Annotated in this window: 20 protein-coding genes; 15 read left to right on the plus strand and 5 right to left on the minus strand. The window is 73.4% G+C overall.

Annotated features, from left to right (window positions below; genetic code table 11):
* Positions 1-21 precede the first annotated feature (21 nt).
* The gene (locus LH044_RS20870) at positions 22-1,746 is read left to right on the plus strand and encodes a type 1 periplasmic-binding domain-containing protein (RefSeq protein ID WP_227757568.1); all 1,725 of its coding nucleotides are present in this window, start codon (positions 22-24) and stop codon (positions 1,744-1,746) included.
* A gap of 96 nt (positions 1,747-1,842) precedes the next feature.
* Here LH044_RS20870 and LH044_RS20875 read toward each other — a convergent pair whose 3' ends face one another.
* Together LH044_RS20875 and LH044_RS20880 are read right to left on the minus strand one after the other, a co-directional pair.
* On the minus strand, positions 1,843-2,733 hold the full coding sequence (locus LH044_RS20875; protein WP_227757569.1) for a proteasome assembly chaperone family protein: 891 nt from the start codon (positions 2,731-2,733) through the stop codon (positions 1,843-1,845).
* 1 nt (position 2,734) lies between these two features.
* Positions 2,735-3,808: a phosphotransferase family protein gene (locus LH044_RS20880; protein ID WP_227757570.1), complete on the minus strand. Its 1,074-nt coding sequence runs from the start codon at positions 3,806-3,808 to the stop codon at positions 2,735-2,737.
* Between the two features lie 135 nt (positions 3,809-3,943).
* Here LH044_RS20880 and trxA point away from each other — a divergent pair, with 135 nt between their 5' ends.
* The 6 genes from trxA to holA all read left to right on the plus strand — a co-directional run bounded on the left by trxA (position 3,944) and on the right by holA (position 10,419).
* Complete coding sequence (gene trxA, locus LH044_RS20885) at positions 3,944-4,648, plus strand: thioredoxin (RefSeq protein ID WP_227757571.1); 705 nt, start codon at positions 3,944-3,946, stop codon at positions 4,646-4,648.
* A 79-nt stretch (positions 4,649-4,727) separates the two neighbouring features.
* Complete coding sequence (locus tag LH044_RS20890) at positions 4,728-6,239, plus strand: CoA-acylating methylmalonate-semialdehyde dehydrogenase (RefSeq protein WP_227757572.1); 1,512 nt, start codon at positions 4,728-4,730, stop codon at positions 6,237-6,239.
* Positions 6,240-6,450: 211 nt separating this feature from the next.
* Positions 6,451-7,287, plus strand: coding sequence for a ComEA family DNA-binding protein (locus tag LH044_RS20895; RefSeq protein WP_227757573.1), 837 nt, complete (start codon positions 6,451-6,453; stop codon positions 7,285-7,287).
* Positions 7,284-8,975, plus strand: a complete 1,692-nt coding sequence (locus LH044_RS20900; RefSeq protein WP_227757574.1) for a ComEC/Rec2 family competence protein — start codon at positions 7,284-7,286, stop codon at positions 8,973-8,975. The genes LH044_RS20895 and LH044_RS20900 overlap by 4 nt, the downstream gene beginning before the upstream one ends.
* Entirely contained in the window at positions 8,972-9,289 is a 318-nt protein-coding gene (locus LH044_RS20905; RefSeq protein WP_227757575.1) for a hypothetical protein, read from the plus strand. Before LH044_RS20900 ends, LH044_RS20905 begins: the two co-directional genes overlap by 4 nt.
* Positions 9,286-10,419 (plus strand): DNA polymerase III subunit delta, encoded by a 1,134-nt coding sequence (gene holA, locus LH044_RS20910; protein WP_227757576.1) that lies wholly within the window; start codon positions 9,286-9,288, stop codon positions 10,417-10,419. Before LH044_RS20905 ends, holA begins: the two co-directional genes overlap by 4 nt.
* Here the strand turns inward: holA and rpsT are convergent.
* Positions 10,403-10,660 (minus strand): 30S ribosomal protein S20, encoded by a 258-nt coding sequence (gene rpsT / locus LH044_RS20915; protein WP_227757577.1) that lies wholly within the window; start codon positions 10,658-10,660, stop codon positions 10,403-10,405. The two genes, holA and rpsT, sit on opposite strands and share 17 nt — an antisense overlap.
* Positions 10,661-10,880: 220 nt before the next feature.
* Between rpsT and lepA the strand changes: the two genes are divergently transcribed.
* The 5 genes from lepA to LH044_RS20940 all read left to right on the plus strand — a co-directional run bounded on the left by lepA (position 10,881) and on the right by LH044_RS20940 (position 16,358).
* The gene (gene lepA / locus LH044_RS20920; protein WP_227757578.1) at positions 10,881-12,668 is read left to right on the plus strand and encodes a translation elongation factor 4; all 1,788 of its coding nucleotides are present in this window, start codon (positions 10,881-10,883) and stop codon (positions 12,666-12,668) included.
* A gap of 102 nt (positions 12,669-12,770) precedes the next feature.
* Complete coding sequence (gene hrcA / locus LH044_RS20925; RefSeq protein ID WP_227757579.1) at positions 12,771-13,814, plus strand: heat-inducible transcriptional repressor HrcA; 1,044 nt, start codon at positions 12,771-12,773, stop codon at positions 13,812-13,814.
* A gap of 3 nt (positions 13,815-13,817) precedes the next feature.
* Positions 13,818-14,942: a molecular chaperone DnaJ gene (gene dnaJ / locus LH044_RS20930; RefSeq protein WP_227757580.1), complete on the plus strand. Its 1,125-nt coding sequence runs from the start codon at positions 13,818-13,820 to the stop codon at positions 14,940-14,942.
* A gap of 20 nt (positions 14,943-14,962) precedes the next feature.
* Entirely contained in the window at positions 14,963-15,664 is a 702-nt protein-coding gene (locus LH044_RS20935; RefSeq protein ID WP_227757581.1) for an RsmE family RNA methyltransferase, read from the plus strand.
* 163 nt (positions 15,665-15,827) lie between these two features.
* Positions 15,828-16,358, plus strand: coding sequence for a transcriptional regulator (locus LH044_RS20940; protein ID WP_227757582.1), 531 nt, complete (start codon positions 15,828-15,830; stop codon positions 16,356-16,358).
* Positions 16,359-16,439: 81 nt separating this feature from the next.
* Here LH044_RS20940 and LH044_RS20945 read toward each other — a convergent pair whose 3' ends face one another.
* Positions 16,440-17,816, minus strand: a complete 1,377-nt coding sequence (locus tag LH044_RS20945; RefSeq protein ID WP_227757583.1) for a hypothetical protein — start codon at positions 17,814-17,816, stop codon at positions 16,440-16,442.
* 121 nt (positions 17,817-17,937) lie between these two features.
* Here LH044_RS20945 and LH044_RS20950 point away from each other — a divergent pair, with 121 nt between their 5' ends.
* From LH044_RS20950 to LH044_RS20960, 3 genes are read left to right on the plus strand one after another with little or no spacing between them, the layout of a single operon-like run.
* Positions 17,938-19,140 carry a polysaccharide deacetylase family protein gene (locus tag LH044_RS20950; protein ID WP_227757584.1) on the plus strand — a complete coding sequence of 401 codons (1,203 nt, stop codon included), beginning with the start codon at positions 17,938-17,940 and terminating at the stop codon, positions 19,138-19,140.
* Between the two features lie 44 nt (positions 19,141-19,184).
* Entirely contained in the window at positions 19,185-19,973 is a 789-nt protein-coding gene (locus LH044_RS20955) for an SDR family NAD(P)-dependent oxidoreductase (protein ID WP_227757585.1), read from the plus strand.
* A complete protein-coding gene (locus LH044_RS20960; protein ID WP_227757586.1) occupies positions 19,970-20,539 on the plus strand; it encodes a nuclear transport factor 2 family protein in 570 nt (189 codons plus the stop codon). Before LH044_RS20955 ends, LH044_RS20960 begins: the two co-directional genes overlap by 4 nt.
* On the opposite strand, the gene LH044_RS20965 is transcribed toward LH044_RS20960, so the two are convergent.
* Positions 20,496-21,341, minus strand: coding sequence for a glycosyltransferase family 2 protein (locus LH044_RS20965; RefSeq protein ID WP_227757587.1), 846 nt, complete (start codon positions 21,339-21,341; stop codon positions 20,496-20,498). The two genes, LH044_RS20960 and LH044_RS20965, sit on opposite strands and share 44 nt — an antisense overlap.

A 21,341-nucleotide genomic window follows, 5' to 3' on the forward strand; every position in this document is an offset into this window, starting at 1 on the left:
ACACACGAACGGGGGAAGCACATGAAGGCCATGGAGGAACCGGAGGGCTCGGGGGGCAGCGGCGCGCTCCGACGGTGGGGGCCGCTCGTGGCCGTCGTCGTCGTGGTCGCGGTCGTGGTGGGCTTCCTGATCACCAGGGGCGGCGACGACGAGGACGACGTCGCCGCGGGCTCGACGACGACGTCGCCGTCCGGCCAGACCCAGCTGCCCGAGGGTGTCGTGTCCTTCTCGTCGGCCGAGGCCGACGGCACGGTCGAGGACATCGACTGGGGCGAGCGATGCGACACCGACACCGGTGTGCTCGCCCTGCCGATCTTCCCGGCGCCCGAGTGCTACAAGCCGTTCACCGGTGACAACGGCGGCGAGACGGCGACCGGCGTCACGGCCGACACGATCAAGATCGTCGTCTACCTGCCACAGGAGAACGACCCGATCCTGAGCTTCATCTACAAGCAGGTGGGCAACACCGACACCCCGACGCAGCTCTTCGAGAGCTACCAGGGCTTCAACGAGCTCCTCTCGACCTATTACGAGACGTACGGCCGCAAGGTCGAGCTCATCCGCTACAACGCCACGGGCACCATCCAGGACGAGGTGGCGGCCACGTCCGACGCCGAGACGATCGCCCGTGACATCCAGCCGTTCGCGGTGATCAGCGGGCCGGCGCTCACCGAGGCGTTCGCCGACACGCTGGCGCAGAACAAGGTCGCCTGCGTCACGTGCACGCCGGGTCAGCCGAACCAGTGGTACGTCGACCGGGCGCCGTACGTCTGGGACATCCAGAAGAACACCGACCAGAACCTGCAGATGGTGGCGGAGTACATCGGCAAGCGGGTCGCCAACCGCAAGGCCCAGTACGGCGGCGACGAGGTCAACGGCAAGGACCGCAAGCTCGGCCTCGTCTTCCTCGTCTCGTCGCCGCAGTCCGAGGAGCTGCGCCAGCAGTTCGTGTCGAACCTCGAGGACGAGTACGACGCGACGATCGCCGAGACAGCGACCTACACCGACCCGGTCGCGCTGGCCGGCCAGGCCGGGGCGATCATGGCGAAGATGAAGTCCCAGGGGATCACGACCGTGATCTTCCAGGGCGATCCGCTGGCGCCGCAGACGCTGACGAAGAACGCGACCGAGCAGGGCTTCTTCCCGGAGTGGGTCGTGACGGGCTCGGCGCTCGTGGACACGACGATCTTCTCCCGGACCTACGACCAGCAGCAGTGGGGCCACGCCTTCGGCCCGTCGAACCTGTTCGCCCGCTCGAGCGGCGAGGTGTCGGGTCCGACGTTCCTCTACGACTGGTTCTACGGGCAGGACCCGCCGGCGGCCCAGGTGGCGCTGATCCTGCCGAACATCCAGTTCTTCTACTCGGCGTTCCAGGGCATCGGCCCGAACCTGACGCACGAGTCGTTCCAGAACGCCCTGTTCGGCGCGCCGATCGTGAAGAGCACGGTCCTCACGCCGCAGCTGAGCTGGGGCAACCGGGACATCTGGCCGGCGACGGACTACGCCGGCATCGACGACCAGACCGAGATCTTCTGGGAGCCGGACGCCACCGGCGTCGACGAGCTCGACAAGCAGGGCACCGGCATGTGGGCCTACGTCGACGGCGGCAAGCGGTACCTGCCCGGGCAGTGGCCCGAGGGCGAGGCGCAGGTCTTCGGCGACGCGCCGGACCCGGTGACCTTCTACAGCGAGCTGCCCGAGGGCTACACGCTCCCGACCTACACGCCGCTGAAGCCGCCCGGCTGACCCGGCCTGCGGCCGCACCGCGCGTGCGGCCGCCGTCCAGCACGCGCCGGCGGCCCGGCCCGGAGCGATCCGGGTCGGGCCGTCCGCCGTCGGTGCCTAGTCGTCGTCGGGCCGCTGCTGCAGGAACTCCTGCAGCTCGGCCGCGAGCTCGTCGCCGGAGGGGATCCGGTCGAAGCCGAACGTCGGGGCGTCGTCGGGCCCGTCGCCCAGGCCCTGGTCGACGAACTCCTCGAGCTGGGCGACCATCGCCTGGTGCTGGGCGTTCTCGCCCACGAGCTCGTCGATGCGGATGCGGGTGGCGGCGGCGTCCGCAGCCAGCTGGCCCCGGTGCGCGTCGATCCCGGCGACCTCGGAGAGCCCCTCGAGCAGCGCGAGGCTGGCCGCCGGGTAGGCCATCGTCGACACGTAGTGCGGCACCTGCGCCCACAGGCCGAGCGCGGGCAGGCCGGACTCGTTGCAGCTCACGTCGATGACGGCCTGGATGCCGCCGGGGACGTCGAGGGTGCCGCGGACGTAGCCGTGGAGGTCGTCGGACAGCTGGGCCGACGACGTGGTGACCGAGAGGTTGACCTCTCGCGTGTGGGGGACCGGGGCGGGGTAGGCGCCCAGGCTGACGACCATCCGGCTCCCGAACTCGAGCGCGAGGTCGACGACGGTCTCGGAGAACGCCTGCCACTCGAAGTCGGGCTCCGCGCCGGTGAGCAGCAACAGGTCGCGGCCCGACGAGTCGGTGCCGGCGAGCAGCTCGATCGACGGCCACGTGAGGCCGGTGATCAGCCCGTTCACGAGGTGCATGATCGGGCGGCGGGCCCGATGGTCGAGCAGGCGGTCGGCGTCGAAGGTCGCGACCACCTCGGCGTCGGCGCCGGCCATCAGCGCCGACATGGCGTTGGCCGCCCCCATCCCCGAGTCGATCCAGCCCTCGAGGCCGACGACGAGGACCGGTTCGTGGAGCTCCGGGTTGAACTGTCGTTCGACGAGCGACACGTCAGCCGACCCCGTCCGCGGCCTCGACCGTCAGATCCGACAGCCGGTCGAGCATGTGGCGGAAGCCGCGGACCTGCTCCTCGGGGACGTCGCCCATGGCGCCGCCCGCGTACCGGGCGTACACACCGGCGATGATGCAGGTCAGCTTCCAGTAGCCGAACGCCACGTAGAAGCCGAGGTCCGACAGGTCCCGCTCCGACGTCGCGGCGTAGCGCTCGATCAGCTCGGCCTTGCGCGGGAAGCCCTCGAGCGCGGTGGGCGAGGCCTGGGGGAGCACCGCGCCCTCGTCGGGGTCGGACCAGTAGACCCAGAGCAGGCCGACGTCGGCGAGCGGGTCGCCGAGCGTGCAGATCTCCCAGTCGAGGACCGCCTTCACCGAGCCGTCGGTGTCGAGCATGCAGTTGTCGAGCCGGTAGTCACCGTGGACGATCGCCGCGCCCTGCTGCGGCGGGATCGACGCCGACAGCCGGTCGTGGACCTCGTGCACGGCGGGGAGGCCGAGGCCGCCCTCGACCTGCGAGTCGGAGGCCTGGAACTGCGAGTACCACCGCTTGAGCTGGCGGGCGACGTAGTCCTCCTTGCGGCCGAGGTCGCCGAGGCCCACCGCGTCGACGTCGACCGAGTGGATCGCGGCCATGACGTCGACCAGCGACTCGCCCGCGGCCCGTCGCTGGTCGGGCGTCAGGGCGGCGGCGTCGGGCTCGCCACGGATCACGCGCCCGTCGACGAAGTCCATGACGTAGAAGGGCGAGCCGTTCACCGAGTCGTCGGTGCAGAGCCCGACGGTCGGCGGCACCGGGACATCGGTCGGGCCGAGGGCCGAGATGATGCGGTGCTCGCGGCCCATGTCGTGGGCGGTGGCGAGGACCTGGCCGAGGGGCGGGCGCCGCAGGACCCAGCGCTCGTCGGCGGCATCGGTGACCGAGAACGTGAGGTTGGAGTGGCCGCCGGCGATCAGCTGGAACGAGAGCGGGGCCTTGGCCGACGGCACGTGCTCGGCGAACCACGCGGTCACGCCGGCCGCGTCGATCCCGTCCGGTGCGGTGGTGTCGGTCTGCTCTGGCCGGTCGCTCACGAGTCCCCCTGTGGTCGGCCACTCAACCTACAGCGGTGCCCGCTCGCGGAGCGTCGGGTCCGCCTCCCGTGGGCCCCACCGCCGTCACTACAATTCGCACGCCCCGCACCCGCCTCCAGGAGCCCAGCCGCCGCCATGGCCGACGTCACCGATGCCACCTTCCAGACCGACGTGGTGGAGCGCTCCCACACCGTCCCCGTCGTCGTCGACCTGTGGGCGGAGTGGTGCGGTCCGTGCCGGACGCTCGGGCCGATCCTCGAGCAGGTGGTCGCCGGGACCGAGGGCAAGGTCGAGCTCGCCAAGGTCGACATCGACGCCAACCCGGGCGTCGCCAACGCCTTCCAGGTGCAGTCGATCCCGGCCGTCTACGCCATGAAGGACGGCAAGGTCGTGGACGGCTTCCTGGGCGCCCAGCCCGAGTGGCAGGTGTCCGAGTTCGTCCAGCGGCTGTACCCGACCGCGGTGGACGACGAGGTGGACCGGCTGATCGCGCTGGGCGACGAGGCGTCGCTGCGCACCGCCCTCGAGCTCGAGCCCGCCGAGGAGAAGGTGATCGTGGCGCTGGCCGAGCTCCTGGTGGGCGATGACCGCGCCGAGGAGGGCCTCGCACTCCTGGAGCGGATCCCCGAGTCCGCGGCCACCCGGCGGGTCGCCGCGCTGGCCCGCACCGGTGGCGCGCCGGCGGACGACGAGGGACTCGACGCCCGGCTGACCGGCCTGCTCGACCGGGTCAAGGGCGACGACGACGCCCGGCAGGAGTTCGTGGACCTGCTCGAGCTGCTCGACGACGAGGACGAGGTCGCCGGCTGGCGACGAAAGCTCTCGGCCCGGCTCTTCTGAGCCGCGGGCCGAGCCCCGGACCTCCGGGTCCACCCCACCCAGCGGCCGCCCGGCCGCCCGAGACAGGACACCGATATCCATGACCGCCACGACCATCCCGCACTGGATCGGCGGTGCTCCCCACAGCGGGGAGAGCGGGGACACGGCGAGCTCCTCCCGGAGCGGCGACGTGTTCGACCCCGCGACCGGCGCCGTGACCGGCTCCGTGCCCTTCGCGAGCGCCGCCGACGTCGACCGCGTCGTCGGCGTCGCGGCCGACGCCTTCACCACCTGGCGAGACGTGTCGCTCGCCCGCCGGGCCGAGATCATGTTCCGATTCCGCGAGCTGCTCGTCGCCCACCGCTCCGACGTGGCCGCGGCGATCACCGCCGAGCACGGCAAGGTCCTGTCCGACGCCGCCGGCGAGGTCCAGCGCGGCATCGAGAACGTCGAGTTCGCCTGTGGCGCGCCCCACCTGCTCAAGGGCGCGATGAGCCACCAGGTCGCGACCGGCGTCGACGTGCACTCGGTGCTGCAGCCGCTGGGCGTCGTGGCGGGCATCACCCCGTTCAACTTCCCGGCGATGGTGCCGCTCTGGATGTTTCCGAACGCCCTCGTCTGCGGCAACACGTTCGTGCTGAAGCCGTCCGAGAAGGATCCGTCCGCGTCGCTGCTGCTCGCCGAGCTGCTCGCCGAGGCCGGCCTGCCCGACGGCGTGTTCAACGTCGTGCACGGCGACAAGGAGGCCGTCGACGCCCTCCTCGTGAACCCGACCGTGCAGGCGGTGAGCTTCGTCGGGTCCACCCCGATCGCCCGCTACATCTACGAGACCGGCACCGCCCACGGGAAGCGCGTCCAGGCGCTGGGCGGCGCCAAGAACCACATGATCGTGCTGCCCGACGCCGATCTCGGCATGGCCGCCGACGCCGCCGTGTCGGCCGCGTACGGCTCGGCCGGCGAGCGCTGCATGGCCGTGTCGGTCGTCGTGGCGGTGGGCGACGTGGCCGACGGCCTCGTCTCGGCGATCACCGAGCGGGCCAAGGCGGTGCAGATCGGCCCCGGCACCGATCCCGAGTCCGAGATGGGCCCGCTGGTCACGCGCGAGCACCGCGACAAGGTGGCGGGCTACCTGCCGGCCGCGGCCGACGCCGGGGCCCGGATCGTGCTCGACGGGCGGGACCAGCGCTTCGACGGCGACGGCTTCTTCCTCGGCGTGTCGATCATCGACGACGTCACGCCCGAGATGTCCTGCTACCGCGACGAGATCTTCGGCCCGGTCCTCGGGGTCGTCCGCGTCCCCGACTACGACGCCGCGGTCCAGCTCCTGAGGGACAACCCGTTCGGCAACGGCACGGCGATCTTCACCCGCGACGGCGGCGCCGCCCGCCGCTTCGTCGACGAGGTGCCGGTCGGGATGGTCGGCGTGAACGTGCCGATCCCCGTGCCCGTCGCGGCGTTCTCGTTCGGCGGCTGGGGCGATTCGCTCTTCGGCGACAGCCACATGTACGGCCCCGAGGGGCTGCACTTCTACACGCGTTCGAAGGTGGTCACGACCCGCTGGCCGGACCCCGCCACGAGCGCGGTCGACCTCGGGTTCCCCCAGAACCGCTGAGGTCCGGGACCGCTCACGCCGCTGACGTCGTCGTCCCCTGTGCGCTGACGTCGCAGTGCCGGTCACCGGGGAGCGCTCCCCGGTGACCGCCACGACCGCGGCGCCCTAGCCTCGGTCCCGCCTTCCCCCGACGACGCCGGCACGGCCGGCCCGGCCAGGCGCACCGAGGGTTCCGGTGCGCCGGGGGAGCGCGGTGGACGGACGGTCGCCGGTGCGCGACGCCGCGATGGACGAGCTGGCGCGCCCCGACGCGCCGCGCACGCCGTGGGAGCGGGTGGCCGAGCTCTTCCCGTCCCGTCGAGAGCGCCGGGGCCCGGGGCGGGGGCAGGAGCCGGGACGGGGGGCGGGACCGCGGCCGTGGCTGCCGGTCGCGGCGACGGTCGTCGCCGTCCTCGTCGGCCTCGCCGCCTGGCAGCTGCTGCGCCGGCCGCCTGACGCGGCCGAGGCGCTGCCGAGGGCTGCGTCCGAGCCACCCGCCTCGACCGCGCTCACGCCCGACGACGCATCGCCAGGAGGATCGACGACCACCGCCGGGACGGGGTCCGGCCCTGGCGGCGGGCCGGTGGTCGTGCACGTGGCCGGTGCGGTGGTCCGCCCAGGGGTGGTGACGCTGCCCGCCGGGAGCCGGGCCGTCGACGCGGTGGCGGCTGCGGGAGGGTTGGCCCCCGGCGCCGATCCCGACCGGGTCAACCTGGCCGCGCCCGTCGTCGACGGCGAGCGCCTCGCCGTCCCGCTCGTGGGCCAGCCGCCGCCGGCGGAGGTCGCGCCGCAGGTGCCGGCCGGATCGGGCGCCGGTGCAGGCACCCCCGGGGCCGGTGCGCCGGGGGCCGGCGCTCAGGGTGCGGGCGCTCCGATCGACCTCAACGCGGCCGATGCGCAGCAGCTCGACTCGCTCCCCGGGGTCGGCCCCAGCACGGCGCAGGCGATCATCGCCCACCGGGACGAGCACGGGCCGTTCCGCTCCGTCGAGGAGCTGCTCGACGTGCGCGGGATCGGCGAGGCGAAGCTCGACGCCCTGCGCGACCTGGTCACGGTCGGTGGCGCGTGAGCGACGCCGCCCTCGTCGCGACGGCGGTGCTGGTGGCGCTCTGCGCGGTCCTGGGCGTCGCGGTCCCGGTCCCGGTGCTGGTGGCGGTGGTCGTCCTGGCGCTCGTGCACCGGCACCCGGTCGAGGTGGCGTTGGCGCTCGCGCTGGTGGCCGGCGGCCGGTCCGACGCGTCGCTGCGCGCCCTCGAGGCGCCCCTGCCCGACCGGGTCGAGGGGACCGCCCAGCTGGTCGGCGACCCGGAGCCCGGGCGGTTCGGCACCACGGTCGAGCTGCGGATCGGCGGCCGGCGCTGGCAGGCGCAGGTCGGGCGGTCCGACGAGTGGGTGCTGCGGCCGCTGCTCACCGGCGACCACGTCGTCGTCGCCGGCCGTCCGAGCGCCTTCCACGGCGCGCCGGTCGGCTGGCAGCGCAGCCGCCACCTCGCCGGTCGGCTGGTCGTCACGCGGATCAGCCGTGGGCCGCCGGCGGCGCCCTGGTACCGCCTCGCCAACGGCGTCCACCGGCTGGTCGCCGACGGCGCGTCGTCGTTCGAGCCCAGCGCCCGCTCGCTGTATCTCGGCCTGGTGCTGGGCGACGACCGGGCTCAGGGCGACCTCGACCGGTTCCGGTTCCAGGCCACGGGCCTCGGCCATCTGCTGGCGGTCAGCGGTCAGAACGTCGCGTTCGTGCTGCTCCTGGCCCGGCCGGTCATGGCCCGGTGCGGGCTGCGGACCCGGTGGCTCGTGGGCCTGGCGGTGCTCGCGCTGTTCGTGCTCCTCACGCGGGCCGAGGCCTCGGTGCTGCGCGCCGCGGCGATGGCGTCGGTCGCGCTCCTCGCGGCCACGTCCGGCCGGCTCGTGTCGGGCGCTCGGGTCCTGGCGCTGGCCGTCGTCGGGCTCCTGCTCGCCGACCCGCTGCTCGTCACCGGCCTCGGCTTCCAGCTGTCGGTGTGCGCCACCGTCGGGCTGCTCGTCGGGGTGCGGCCGCTGTCCGAGCGGCTGCCCGGCCCCCGGTGGCTGGCCGATGCGCTGGCCTGCACGATCGCCGCGCAGCTGGCGACGGCCCCGCTGCTGCTCGGTCTGAACGGCGGGGTGCCCTCGGTGGCCACGGTGACGAACGTGCTCGCCGTGCCGGTGGCGGGTGCGGTCATGGTCCTCGGGCTGACCGTCGGCGTGGTCGCCGGCGGGCTCGTCGCCCCGGTGGCCTCGGTGCTCCAGTGGCCGAGCCGGCTCCTCGTGGGCTGGGTCGAGGCGGTGGCCGCGACCGGTTCGCGATCGCCGCTCCCGCTGCTCGGGCCGACCCGACTGGCGCTGCTCGTCGGCGCCGGCGCCGCGCTGCTCCTCCGTCGCGGCCGGCGGTGGCCCGTCGCGGTCGCGGTGGCGCTCGTCGCCGTCGCGGTGCGCCCGGTGCCGCCGCCGGTCGGTCCGACGGTCGTCGGGCCGGGCGTCACGGTGTGCGGGGCGACGGTCGTGCTCGACGGCGCGGTCGACGTGGTCGACGCGCTGGAGGCGCTGCAGCGCGCCGGCGTGGTCCGGGCCGAGGTCGTCGTGGGGCCGCCGTCGGAGTCGAGCGTGCACGTCGCGGAGCAGCTCGACGCGACGCTGCAGGCCCCGACCGGCCGGGCGGGCGGCGACCGCTCGGACGCCGGCAGTGGGCGGTCGGCGGGCCCGGCAGCGGCGTCGGAGGCGCCGTGTACGGTGGCGCCGTGACCGTCCGAGTCGCCACCGCCGCCCAACTCGGGGCGCTCGACGGACCGGTCCGGGTGGTGTCGGCCGACGGCGACCTCGCGTCGCGCCTGGCGGCCGTCCGCCGGCTCGCCGCCGAGGGCGCCGTGGCGGCTCTCGTGCTCGACCTCGACGACGGCCCGGTCGCCTCCGTCGTGACCGCTGCGGTCGAGGCCGGCGCCGCGGTGGTCGTGCTGCCCGACGGCGAGCCGATCGACGGCGAGGTGGCGCGGGACGCCCGGCGCGCCGCCGACGTCACGCAGGCGCTCGTGGTCGAGCGCGGGGGAGCGGCGCGGTGAGCGGCGAGATCCACCTGCTCAAGGGCAGCGACCCCGTCCTCCTGAACGACGCCGTGCTCGAGCTGGTCGACCGCCTGGTGGGCGACGCCGCCCGTGACGAGGTGCTCGCCGAGTTCTCCGGCGACGACTACGACATCGGCGCGGTCGTCCTCGCCGCCCAGACGGTGTCGATGTTCGGCGACCGCGTGGTCGTGGCCCGCAACATGGGCCGCTTCGGCACCGGCGGCAAGGCCGATGACGATGACGACGGCGCCGACGACGTGGACGACGCCCCGGCCGGCGCCGCCGACATCGGCGTCCTGCTCGACTACCTCGCCGACCCCTCACCCGACGCCAGCCTCGTCCTCGTCTGGAGCCCGCCCGCCACCGCGGGGGTCCGCCGCGGGCCGGTGCCGCGGAAGCTGACCGCCGCGGTGAAGGAGGCGGGCGGCACCGTCGCCGACCACGGCATGCCCAAGGGCAAGGGCGCCTCGATGTGGGTCGACGACCGCCTCGACGCCGCCGACGTCCGCCTCAGCGGGGCGGCCAAGCAGCTGGTGGTCGAGCGCCTCGGCGAGGACCTGAACCGTCTCGACGGCATCCTCCGGGTGCTCGAGGCCACCTTCGGCAGCGGCGCCGGCCCCCTGGGGCCCGATGAGGTCGAGCCGTTCCTCGGCGACTCCGGCGGCGTGCCGCCGTGGGACGTCACCGATGCGATCGACGGCGGGCGGGTGGCGCAGGCCGTCACGAACGTGCGGCGGATGGTGCAGGGCGGCGGCCGGCACCCGCTCGCGGTGATGGCCACCCTGAACAGCCACTACGGGCGGATGCTCCGGCTCGACGGCGCCGGCATCCGCGACGAGAAGGAGGCCGCGGCGCTGCTCGGCATGAAGGGCTCGACCTTCCCGGCGAAGAAGGCGCTCACGCAGGCGAACAAGCTCGGGTCCGCCAAGCTCGCCCGGGCGACGCAGCTGCTCGCCCGGGCCGACGTCGACCTGCGGGGCCGGACGGGGGGACCTCCCGAGCAGACGCTCGAGGTCCTGGTGGCCCGCCTCGCCGCGCTCTCGTCCGGGGGACGAGGGGGCTCGGGCGGGCGATCCGCCGCCGGAGGTCGCTCCGGCGGGCGGGGTGCCGTCAGTCGGCGGCGTTGACCTTCTTCGCCAGGCGGGCCTTGCGGCGGGCGGCGGTGTTCTTGTGGAGCACGCCCTTGGCGGCAGCCTGGTCGATGCGCTTGATGGCGTCCTTGAGGAGCTCCTCGGTGGGCTCACCGGCCTCGATGGCGGCCTCGACGCGCTTGGTGCGGGTCTTCAGCTCGGAGCGGACGGCGCGGTTGCGCTCGTTCGCCCGCTCGTTCTGACGGTTGCGCTTGATCTGGCTCTTGATGTTCGCCATGGCGGTTGCTGTCCGGTCCTGATCGATCTCGGCCGGCGACCCGGCCGGCGGGGGTGTGGGTGCACCGGCACTCGCCGGGCGACCGGTCAACGATAGCCGCGCCGCCGCCCACGGTGCACTCCGCGGCGCCGGGAGCGACGTGATGCCGGGCTCGCGCGGTCGCGCTGCCAGACTGGTGGACCGACCGACGGCCCGGACGACCGGCCGGGGCCCCACACGCATGACCTCACTCGACGCCATCCGCAACCTCTCGATCATCGCCCACATCGACCACGGGAAGTCGACGCTGGCCGACCGCATGCTCGAGATCTGCGGCGCCGTGGACCCCCGCGACATGCGGGCCCAGTACCTGGACTCCATGGACCTGGAGCGGGAGCGGGGCATCACGATCAAGCTGCAGTCGGTCCGCCTCCAGCACCGCAGCCACGTGCTCAACCTCATCGACACGCCCGGCCACGTCGACTTCGGCTACGAGGTGTCCCGGTCGCTGGCGGCGTGCGAGGGCGTGATCCTCGTGGTCGACGCGTCGCAGGGGATCGAGGCCCAGACGCTGGCCAACTGCTACCTGGCGCTCGAGAACGACCTCGAGATCGTCGCCGCGCTCAACAAGATCGACCTGCCGGCCGCCGATCCCGACACCTACGCCGAGGAGATCGAGAACGTGCTCGGCATCCCGGCCGAGGACATCCTGCGCATCTCGGCCAAGACCGGCGAGGGCGTCAGCGACCTGCTCGACGCGGTGATCGACCGCATCCCGGCCCCCGAGGGCGAGGCCGACGCGCCGCTGCAGGGCCTGATCTTCGACTCCCACTTCGACCAGTACCGCGGCGTGGTCAGCTCGGTGCGGGTCGTGAACGGCCACCTCCGCACGGGCTCACGACTGCGGTTCATGCAGGCCGGCGCGACCCACGAGGCCATCGAGGTCGGCGTGCGCACCCCCGACAACCTCCCGGTGGCCGAGCTCGGCCCCGGCGAGGTCGGCTACCTGATCGCCGGCATCAAGGACGTGGGCGAGGCCCGCTCGGGCGAGACCGTCACCGACAACGCCGCTCCGGCCGCCGAGCCGCTCGCCGGCTACCAGGACCCGAAGCCGATGGTGTTCTGCGGCCTGTACCCCGTCGACGGCGACGAGTTCGAGGACCTCCGCGAGTCGCTCGAGAAGCTGCAGCTCAACGACGCCAGCTTCACCTACGAGCCCGAGACCTCGGGGGCGCTCGGCTTCGGGTTCCGGTGCGGGTTCCTCGGGCTGCTCCACATGGAGATCATCCGGGAGCGCCTGGAGCGCGAGTTCGACCTGAACCTGATCGCCACGGCGCCGTCGGTCGAGTACCGGGTGATCCGCGACGACGGCCACGAGCTCGTCATCGACAACCCCGCCGACCTGCCGGACCCGGGCTCGATCGAGACGATCCTCGAGCCCTACCTCCGCACGACGATCATCACCCCGACGTCGTACACCGGCGCGCTGATGGACCTGTGCCAGACCCGTCGCGGCGAGATGGTGAAGATGGAGTACCTGTCGCCCGAGCGCGTCGAGCTGCAGTACAAGATGCCGCTCGGCGAGGTCGTCATGGACTTCTTCGACCAGCTGAAGAGCCGGACGCAGGGCTACGCCAGCCTCGACTACGAGCCGATCGGTGACGAGCCGGCCGACCTGGTCAAGGTCGACATCCTGATCTCGGGCGAGCCGGTGGACGCGTTCAGCTCGATCGTCCACAAGGACAAGGCCTACGACTACGGCAAGAAGATGGTCGACAAGCTGCGCGAGCTGATCCCTCGCCAGCAGTTCGACGTGCCGATCCAGGCCGCCATCGGCTCCCGGATCCTCAGCCGCCAGACGGTGAAGGCGTACCGCAAGGACGTGACCGCCAAGCTCTACGGCGGCGATGTGTCCCGCAAGCGGAAGCTGCTCGAGAAGCAGAAGGAGGGCAAGAAGCGGATGAAGCACCTCGGCCGCGTCGAGGTGCCCTCCGACGCCTTCATCAGCGCGCTCCGCCTGGAGGACTGAGCGCTGACCCGTCAGGCCCGTCCTGGTCGCACCGGGCTGGGCCTGTGACGGCCGCCGGGTGTGCAGCGTGGCTGAATTGGCACTCGCGTACACTGAGTGCCAATGCTCGACGACCGGGACCTGGACCAGCGCAAGGCGGCGATCCTGCGCGCCGTCGTGCAGCAGTACATCGAGACGGCCCAGCCGGTGGGGTCGACGACCGTGGCCGCCCGGCCAGACGTGGCGGTGTCGTCGGCGACGGTGCGCAACGAGATGACCGTGCTGGAGCGCGAGGGCTACCTCGCCCAGCCGCACACGAGCGCCGGCCGCGTCCCGACCGAGAAGGGCTACCGCTTCTTCGTCGACGGCCTGGGCGGGGTCGACTCGCCGAGCCCGACCAGCATCCGGGCCGTCCGGGACTTCTTCGCCTCGGCCCACGGCGAGCTCGAGTCGATGCTGCGTGAGACCACCCGGCTCCTGTCGAGCCTGACCCACAGCGCCGCGGTCGTCGTCGGCGACGCGCCCGAGGTGGCCGACGTCCGCTCGGTGCAGCTCGTCGACCTCAGCCCCCGCACGGTGCTGGCGGTCGTCGTGCTGAGCAACGGGGTGGTGCTGAAGCGCACGTTCGATCCGGGACCCGAGTTCCCCGACGGCCTCTCGTCCGACGACCTGGCCGACGCGCAGTCGCTGGTCGTGCAAGGCCTCGTCGGCCGGGGCGTCGCGACCCTCGCCACCTGGACGGCCCCTCCCGGCGCCCGGGGCGCGGTCGTGGCCGACGCCGCCGCCGACGCGGTCCGCCTGGCGGTCGCCGAGGCGGGCCAGCAGGTGTTCGTCGACGGGGCCGCCCACGTGGCCGGCTCGTTCGAGACCCGCGAGACGGTCGAGCAGGTGCTGACGATCCTCGAGCAGCACTTCGTCGTGGTGTCGCTGCTCAAGGAGCTGATCGACGGCGGCCTGACGGTCGCGATCGGCTCCGAGACCGGCGTCGAGACGCTGGCCGACTGCGCGCTCGTGGTGGCCCCGTACTCGGCCGGCGGGTCGCCGGCGGGGGCCATCGCCGTGCTCGGCCCGACGCGGATGGACTATGCCGAGACGGTGTCGACGGTGTCGGTCGTGAGCCGTCGACTGAGCCGGATGCTGACCGAAGGACGACCGGGCGAGGGATGACGGGTGGCTGACCTGTACGAGATCTTGGAGGTGTCGCGCGACGCCTCCATGGACGAGATCAAGCGCTCCTACCGCCGGCTGGCGCGGGAGTGCCATCCCGATGCGAACCCCGACGACCCCCAGGCCGAGGCGCGCTTCAAGGAGCTCGCCGCCGCCTACGAGGTGCTCTCCGACCCCGAGAAGCGGGGCCGCTACGACCGCTTCGGCTCGGCCGACGGCTTCGACCTCGGTGACCCGTTCGGCTCCGGTGCGTCGGGGCTCGGCGACCTGTTCGACGCGTTCTTCAGCGGCGGCGCCGGCCCGTTCGGCGGCGGCCGCCGGGGCCCGGCCGGGCCCCAGCGCGGCAGCGACCTCGAGGTCGTCGCCACGATCGAGTTCAACGACGCGGTGTTCGGCACCCAGACCGACGTGACCGTGCGCACCGCCGCCCGGTGCGACGACTGCGGCGGCACGGGCGCCCAGCCGGGCACGAGCCCCGAGACCTGCGCCGACTGCGGCGGCAGCGGCGAGGTGCGGATGGTGCGCCAGACCGTGCTCGGTCAGATCGTCACCGCGACGGTCTGCCGGTCCTGCGGCGGCGCCGGCCAGACGATCGCCTCGCCCTGCCCGTCGTGCGCTGGCGAGGGCCGGATCGTCGGCGACCGGACCTACACGGTGGACGTGCCCCAGGGCGTCGACGACGGCTCGACGCTCCGGCTCACCGGGCGCGGTGCGGTCGGCCCTCGGGGCGGGCCGCCCGGCGACCTGTACGTCCACCTGCGCGTGACCCCGCACCAGCGCTTCTCCCGCGAGGGCGACGACCTGGTCGAGCACCTCTCGATCGGCGTGGCCCAGGCCGCGCTCGGCGTGCGGCTGCCGCTCGAGACGCTCGACGGCTGGGAGGACCTCGTCGTCCCCAAGGGGACGCAGAGCGGGCAGAGCTTCCGCCTCAAGGGCCGAGGCGTCCCCCACCTCGGCGGCCGGGGCCGCGGCGACCTGATCGTGGTCGTCGACGTCGAGACCCCGACCAAGCTCGACGACGAGGAGGCCGAGCTGCTCCGGCAGTTCGCCGCGCTGCGGGGCGAGGACGTCGCGCCCGCCGACGAGGGCTTCTTCTCCAAGGTCAAGTCCGCCTTCCAGAGCCACTGAGGCTCCGAGGCTCGAACCGCGTGCCCGGTCCGATGCCAGCGCACCGCGAGGGCGTGGTCGCCCAGGTCGTCGTCGCAGATGTCGACGACCCCGCCGGTCCGCTGCTCGACGAGGGCGCCCGGCACCACCTCGGCCGGGTGCTGCGCCTGCGGCCCGGAGAGTCCGTGTGCGCCGCCGACGGCGCCGGCGGGTGGCGCCGGTGCACGTTCGACGGCGGCGAGCGGCTCGTCCCTGGCGAGGAGGGGGGTCGGGAGCCGGCCCCGGCCGATCCGATCTCGGTCGCGTTCGTGCCGGTGAAGGGCGACCGTCCCGAGCTCGTGGTGCAGAAGCTGACCGAGCTGGGCGTCGACCGGATCGTGGTGACGTCGTCGGCGCGGTCCGTCGTCCGGTGGGAGGGGGAGCGGGCCGACAAGCACCTGCAGAAGCTGCGGCGCGTCGCGCTCGAGGCGACCCAGCAGTGTCGGCGGCTGTGGCTGCCGGCGGTGGAGCCGGCATCGCTCGCCGGCCTCCTGTCGGGCGGCGCGGCGCTCGCCGACACGGGCGGCGCCGAGCCCGGGCCGGACCTGCGCTCGGTCGTGGTCGGGCCCGAGGGCGGGTGGACCGACGGTGAGCGGGCGCTCGCCGCCGCGCCGCCGGTGTCGCTCGGCGAGCACGTGCTGCGGGCCGAGACGGCCGCGATCACGGCCGGCGTCGTGCTGGCCGCGCTCCGCCGTCCTGAATGACGCGGCGGGCGGCCTGGCCACGCTGCGTGCACATGAGGGTAGTTTTCCTCGTGGTATGCGGTCGGATGATGACGCACAGTGGTCGAGTACCGATCGCAGCCACAGGTAGGGCCGAGGTCGGGTGAGACGACCGTGGTTGGACCGAGGGAGAGCGGGCGACCGGATGGATGAGGACATGTTGGACGACGGCGTGGGATCGCAGGACGAGGCGTTGGACGACGGCGGCTACGCCAAGGTCGTCGGCGAGCGCCTGCGCGAGATCCGCAAGCAGAAGAAGCTCTCCCTCCAAGAGGTGGAGAAGGTCTCCGGGCAGGAGTTCAAGGCGTCCGTGCTCGGCGCCTACGAGCGGGGCGAGCGGGCCATCTCGGTGCCGCGCCTCCACCGCCTGGCCCGGTTCTACAAGGTGCCGGTCGACCAGCTCCTCCCGGGTGGCGAGGACCCCGACGAGGCCGGTCGTCGCGAGGTCGACAGCTCCGGTGCCCGCATCGACCTGACGCGCCTCGAGGACATCGACGGCGCCGAGGCCGACATGCTGAGCCGCTACCTGCGGATGATCCAGGTGCAGCGCCAGGACTTCAACGGCCGGGTGCTGACCATCCGCCGCGACGACATGCGGGCGATCGCCTGCATCCTCGGCGTGGCGCAGGAGTCCGCCGACCGCCGCCTCGACGAGATGGGTCTGCGCCTCGGCTGATGCCCCCGTGCGGGCCCTCCACTCCCGTCGGGTGGCGCCCACGACCGGGACGTCCCGGCGCGCCGAACGGCCGCGCCCGGGTCAGCAGCTGCGATCGATGTCGTAGACGGCCCACGGGTTGCCGCCCGGGCGCCGCACGACCTGGACGCCCTCGACGCAGCCCTCTGTCGACATCGCCTGGAGCAGCTCGGGTTCGTTCGAGCGCGTGTAGCGCTCGGTGTACGACGGGAACGACACGACCGTGTCGACCTGTCGCTCCTGCAGGAACCGGGCGTAGCCGGCCTCCGACCCGAACGGCCCGCGGTGCAGGCCCTCGGGGAAGAACTCGGCGTCGAGCACGCCGCCGGCCCGCGCCACGGCGTACAGCCCGTACTTGCCGTCGAGCCCGGTCAGCACCCGGTAGGTGTCGCCCTCGGTGACGCCGCCCGAGTCGACGAACGCGTCGACCTGGGCGTCGGGGTCGCGGGTGAGGCTGCCCCAGGCGAAGTCCATGCCGAACGGGGTGTACATCGGCCACTGCAGCACGACGAAGGCGACGGTCAGGGCCACGGGGGCCCACCCGGGCGGGCGCAGGTAGACCTGCATCAGCACGAGCACGATCGGCACCACCAGCACGAGCAGGCGCATGCCGACGGTCTGCAGCAGCGCGCCGACCTGCGTGGCCATCGACGTCTGGGCGACGACCGGCGACTGGAAGACCGCCCACACCGCCGGAAGGCTGATGACGACGGTCAGCAGCCACCAGCCGACGAGCGACCGTCGCCGTTCCCGCTCCTCGAACGGCAGCCAGAGCAGCACGGTGAGGGCGATGATCGGCATGACGACGGCCGGGTGGATGATCGACGCCGCGGTCGTCAGCAGCACCGCCGGCAGCACCTTGGACCGCCGCCACAGGCCGATCGCGAAGGTGAAGGCGGCGATCGACCACATGAACGGCAGCTGGCCGAGCAGGGGCGAGATGACGAGCGACGGGTTCGTCAGCGTCGCGGCGGCCCACCAGCCCCGGCGCAGCGTCGGGAACGTCCAGAACGTGGCCACGACGGTGGCGACGAAGCCGGCGATCAGCCACAGGGTGACGGCGCGGTCGCCGAGCAGGGGCCAAGCGAGCGCGGCGGTGATCCACGGGATCGACGAGTACGGGAACGTCAGCGCCTCGCCGTTGGCGAGCGCCGGCACGTGCATGGGGATTCCGTTGCCGCTCCACAGCTGGTCCGAGATGAACCAGACGTGGACGTTGTTGCTCAGCGAGTCGTGGCTGATGAAGACCGGCCGCAGCAGCATCATCACGCAGATGACCGCCCAGGCCGCGGCGACGGCGACGGCGGCGATCCGCCCCGTGCGCAGCAGCAGCGGCGACTGCGCGTCCCACTCCGGGGTGTCGTCGCCGCCGGCCGGGTTCTCGGGGGCCCTCCGACCGCTCGCTACGGTGGGCCCGTGCGAGGGGAACACGTCGGTCATGTGCGGTCCGACGGCGTGGTGACGGTCATGTGCGGTCCGAGGCGGGCGAGTGGTCGATGACGTGAGCGCGGGGCGCAGGGGTGCGCCGGCCGCGGTGGCAACAGGATACGGGCTCGGGCTGGTGGCACTGCCGATCCCGGCCCTCCCCGGCTCGCCGGCCCTCCGGGACGTCGTCACCGTCGTGGTGGCCGTGCTGCTCGCCGCGGGGCTGGCGGCGCTGTACGCGCGCCGGGCCGCCACGGCCCGCACCCGCTGGGTGGGCGCGGTCCTGGTCGTGCTGTCCTGCCTGCTCTACTCGGTGACCCCCGCCGGCGTGTCGACGGCGATCATCGCCCTGCTCGTCGGCGCGGGGGCCGGCCTCGTCGCCGGTCCGCGACCGTGGCCGGGGCCGACGGCGGCCCGGGCCGCCGGCGTGGCGCTGGCCGTCGTCTCCGTCCTGGGGGCGTGGTCGATCGGCGGCACCGGCTCGTCGCTGCCGTTCGTGGTCGCGGCGATCGCCGCGGTCGTCGCCACCACCGTCCTGGCGATCGCACGGGCCGCCAGGGTCGGACCGGCCGCCGGCTCGCCGGCCGGCCCGGCGTCGGAGGGGCGGGGGGTGCGGCGCGCGCTCCTCACGGTGGCGGTCGTCGGCGCGGTCGGCCTGGTGGCCTGGACCGGCTGCAACGACCCGCAGCTGTCGTGGTTCGGCCCGGTCGTCTGGCACGGGCCCCGTGACCGGCCGCAGGTGGCGATCACGTTCGACGACGGACCGAACTCGACGGCGTCGCTCGAGGTGGCCCGCATGCTCGACGAGCGCGGCGCCAGGGGCACGTTCTTCCTGGTCGGCAAGGCCGTCGCCGAGCGGCCCGACATCGCCCGGCAGCTGGTCGAGGACGGCCACCTGGTCGGCAACCACTCCTGGCGCCACGACTACTGGGGCTGGCTCAACCCGCTCTACCCGGAGCTCGGCGAGACGCAGGAGGTCATCGGGCGCGAGGTCGGCGTGTGCCCCCGGTTCTTCCGCCCGCCGCACGGCCAGCGCACGCCGCTCATGAACCTGCAGGTCGCCCGGCGCGACATGGTGACGGCGACGTGGGACGTCTCGGCGGCGGACTGGGTGACCGACGACGGCGAGCTGGTCGCCCGGCGGGTGCTCGACCGGGTGCGGCCGGGGTCGATCATCCTCCTGCACGACAGCATCGACGGCCACGTGGACGTCGATCGACAGGTCGTGCTCGACGCGCTGCCGATCATCCTCGACGGGTTGGAGCGCAAGGGCCTCGAGCCCGTCCGGCTCGACGAGCTCGTCGGCGGCCCCGCCTACCTCCCCGACGACGACTGCTGAGCGGCCGCCCGCGCGCCGACCACCGCGGTCTAGCGTCCGGCGCCATGAGCGATCTGACCGGAAAGGTCGCGCTGGTCACCGGCGCGGGGGAGGGGATCGGACGGGCCGCCGCCCGCCGGCTGGCCCGGGACGGCGCGTCGGTCGTCCTCGCCGAGGTGGACCCGACCACCGGTGCGGAGGCCGAGCGGGAGCTGCGCGGGCTCGGCGCCAAGGCGGTGTTCGTCCCGACCGACGTGCTGGTGAAGGAGGAGGTCGAGGACGCGGTCGATCGTGCCGTCGACGCGTTCGGTTCGATCGACGTGCTGGTGAACAACGCCTGGGGCGGCGGCCAGATGGGCCGGCTCGAGCACAAGACCGACGCCGTCATGCAGCACGGGCTGCAGATGGCGTTCTGGGCGGCGCACTGGTCGATGCAGCGGGCGTACCCGACGATGCGCGACGCCGGCGGCGGGTCGATCATCAACGTCTGCTCGCTGAACGGGGTGAACGCCCACCCGTTCACCGCCGAGTACAACGTCGGCAAGGAGGCCCTCCGCGCCCTGACCCGCACCGCGGCCCGTGAGTGGGCCCGTCACCGGATCCGGGCCAACGCCCTCTGCCCGGGCGCGGCGACGGCGTCCTACAAGGCGGTCGAGGCGGCGATGCCCGAGATGATCGCCGACATCCTCACGCAGGTGCCGATGGGCTACATGGGCGACCCCGACGACGACATCGCCGGGGTCGTGTCGTTCCTCGCCTCCGACGACGCCCGCTACGTCACCGGCAACACGCTGTACGCCGACGGCGGCGGCCACATCAACGGCGTGCCGTGGGCCCCGGACCTGCCCGAGTGAGCAGCGCACCGTCCGCCGACCCCGGCCCCGACGACCTGGCCCGGCTGGTCGCCCACGACCAGATCCGGATGCTGGCCAACCGCTACGCGGTCGCGGTGGACTCCCGCGACCTCGACGCGCTCGTCGAGCTGTTCGTCGACGACGTGCAGGTCGGGCGCGACACGTTCGGGCGCGACGCGCTGCGGGCGTCGTTCCAGGCGTCGCTGTCGGCCGTCGGCGTGAGCATGCTGCACGTCGGCACCCACCAGATCGACCTCCTCGGCCCCGACGACGCGACCGGGCTCGTCTACTGCCTCGGCCAGGTCGCCGACGGCGACCGCTGGGTCCACCAGTCGATCCTCTACCGCGACACCTACGCCCGGCGCGACGGCCGGTGGCGCTTCGTCCGCCGGCTCCACGAGCTCTGGTACGGCGAGGCGGCGCCGACGAACCCGCTCGACCAGGCGCCGGCGAACTGGCCGGAGCGCCCCGACGGGCGCGGCACGGTGCCCGAGAGCTTCCCGAGCTGGGAGCGGTTCTGGCTCAGCGGGAGCGGCGGCGACGGCGGCGCACCAGCTGCGCCGTGACCACCAGCGGTGACAGCGCCGCGGCGACGATGCCGCTCGAGACCAGCACCGGGGGCACCAGGCTCGGGACCCGCTGGTCCTTCGGTCGCCGGAGCGTGACGCGGAACGCGGCGGCGGGCATCGCCGCCAGGTCGATCACCACGTCCCTCATGCGGGTGCGGGAGCGGAACACCGGCACCGGCACGACGATGTCGTTGCGGACCCGGTAGCCCAGCCGGGACAGCACGACGGCGACCTCGACGGTCTCCGAGTACTTGTAGCCCTGGTAGTAGTCGAGCGCGTCGGCCAGCGCGCCGAGGCGGAAGATGCGATAGCCCGACTCGACGTCCTTGAGCTGCACGCCGCCCGACCAGATCGTCGCCCAGGTGCTCATCACCCAGTTGCCGGCCTGCTTGTACGCCGGGTACGTCGACAGGTCCCGCTGCACGAGCAGGGCGTCGAGGTCCTCGTCGTACATCTGGCGGTGCAGGTCCTCGAGCACGGCGAGCTCGTGCTGGCCGTCGGCGTCGACGGTGTAGACGAAGTCGTCGGGCGAGAGCTCGCCCGACTCGAGGCGCCGGCGCAGGTCGCCGAAGGCGAGGTAGTAGGCCTCGCTCATGCCCTGGTTGACCTCGTGGACGAGCATGCGGGCGCCGTCCCGGCCGTCCATGAATAGCTGGATCTCGCGGCGCGTGCCGTCGGTCGACCCGTCGTCGACCACGACGAGCTCGTCGACGTAGCCGTACAGCTTGCCGAGCACGTCGCGGACGGTCGGCTCCTCGTTGTAGGCCGGGACGACGGCGATCCGACGAGGCTCGGTCAT

It is taken from the genome of Dermatobacter hominis, assembly GCF_020715685.1.
GTDB lineage: Bacteria > Actinomycetota > Acidimicrobiia > Acidimicrobiales > Microtrichaceae > Dermatobacter > Dermatobacter hominis.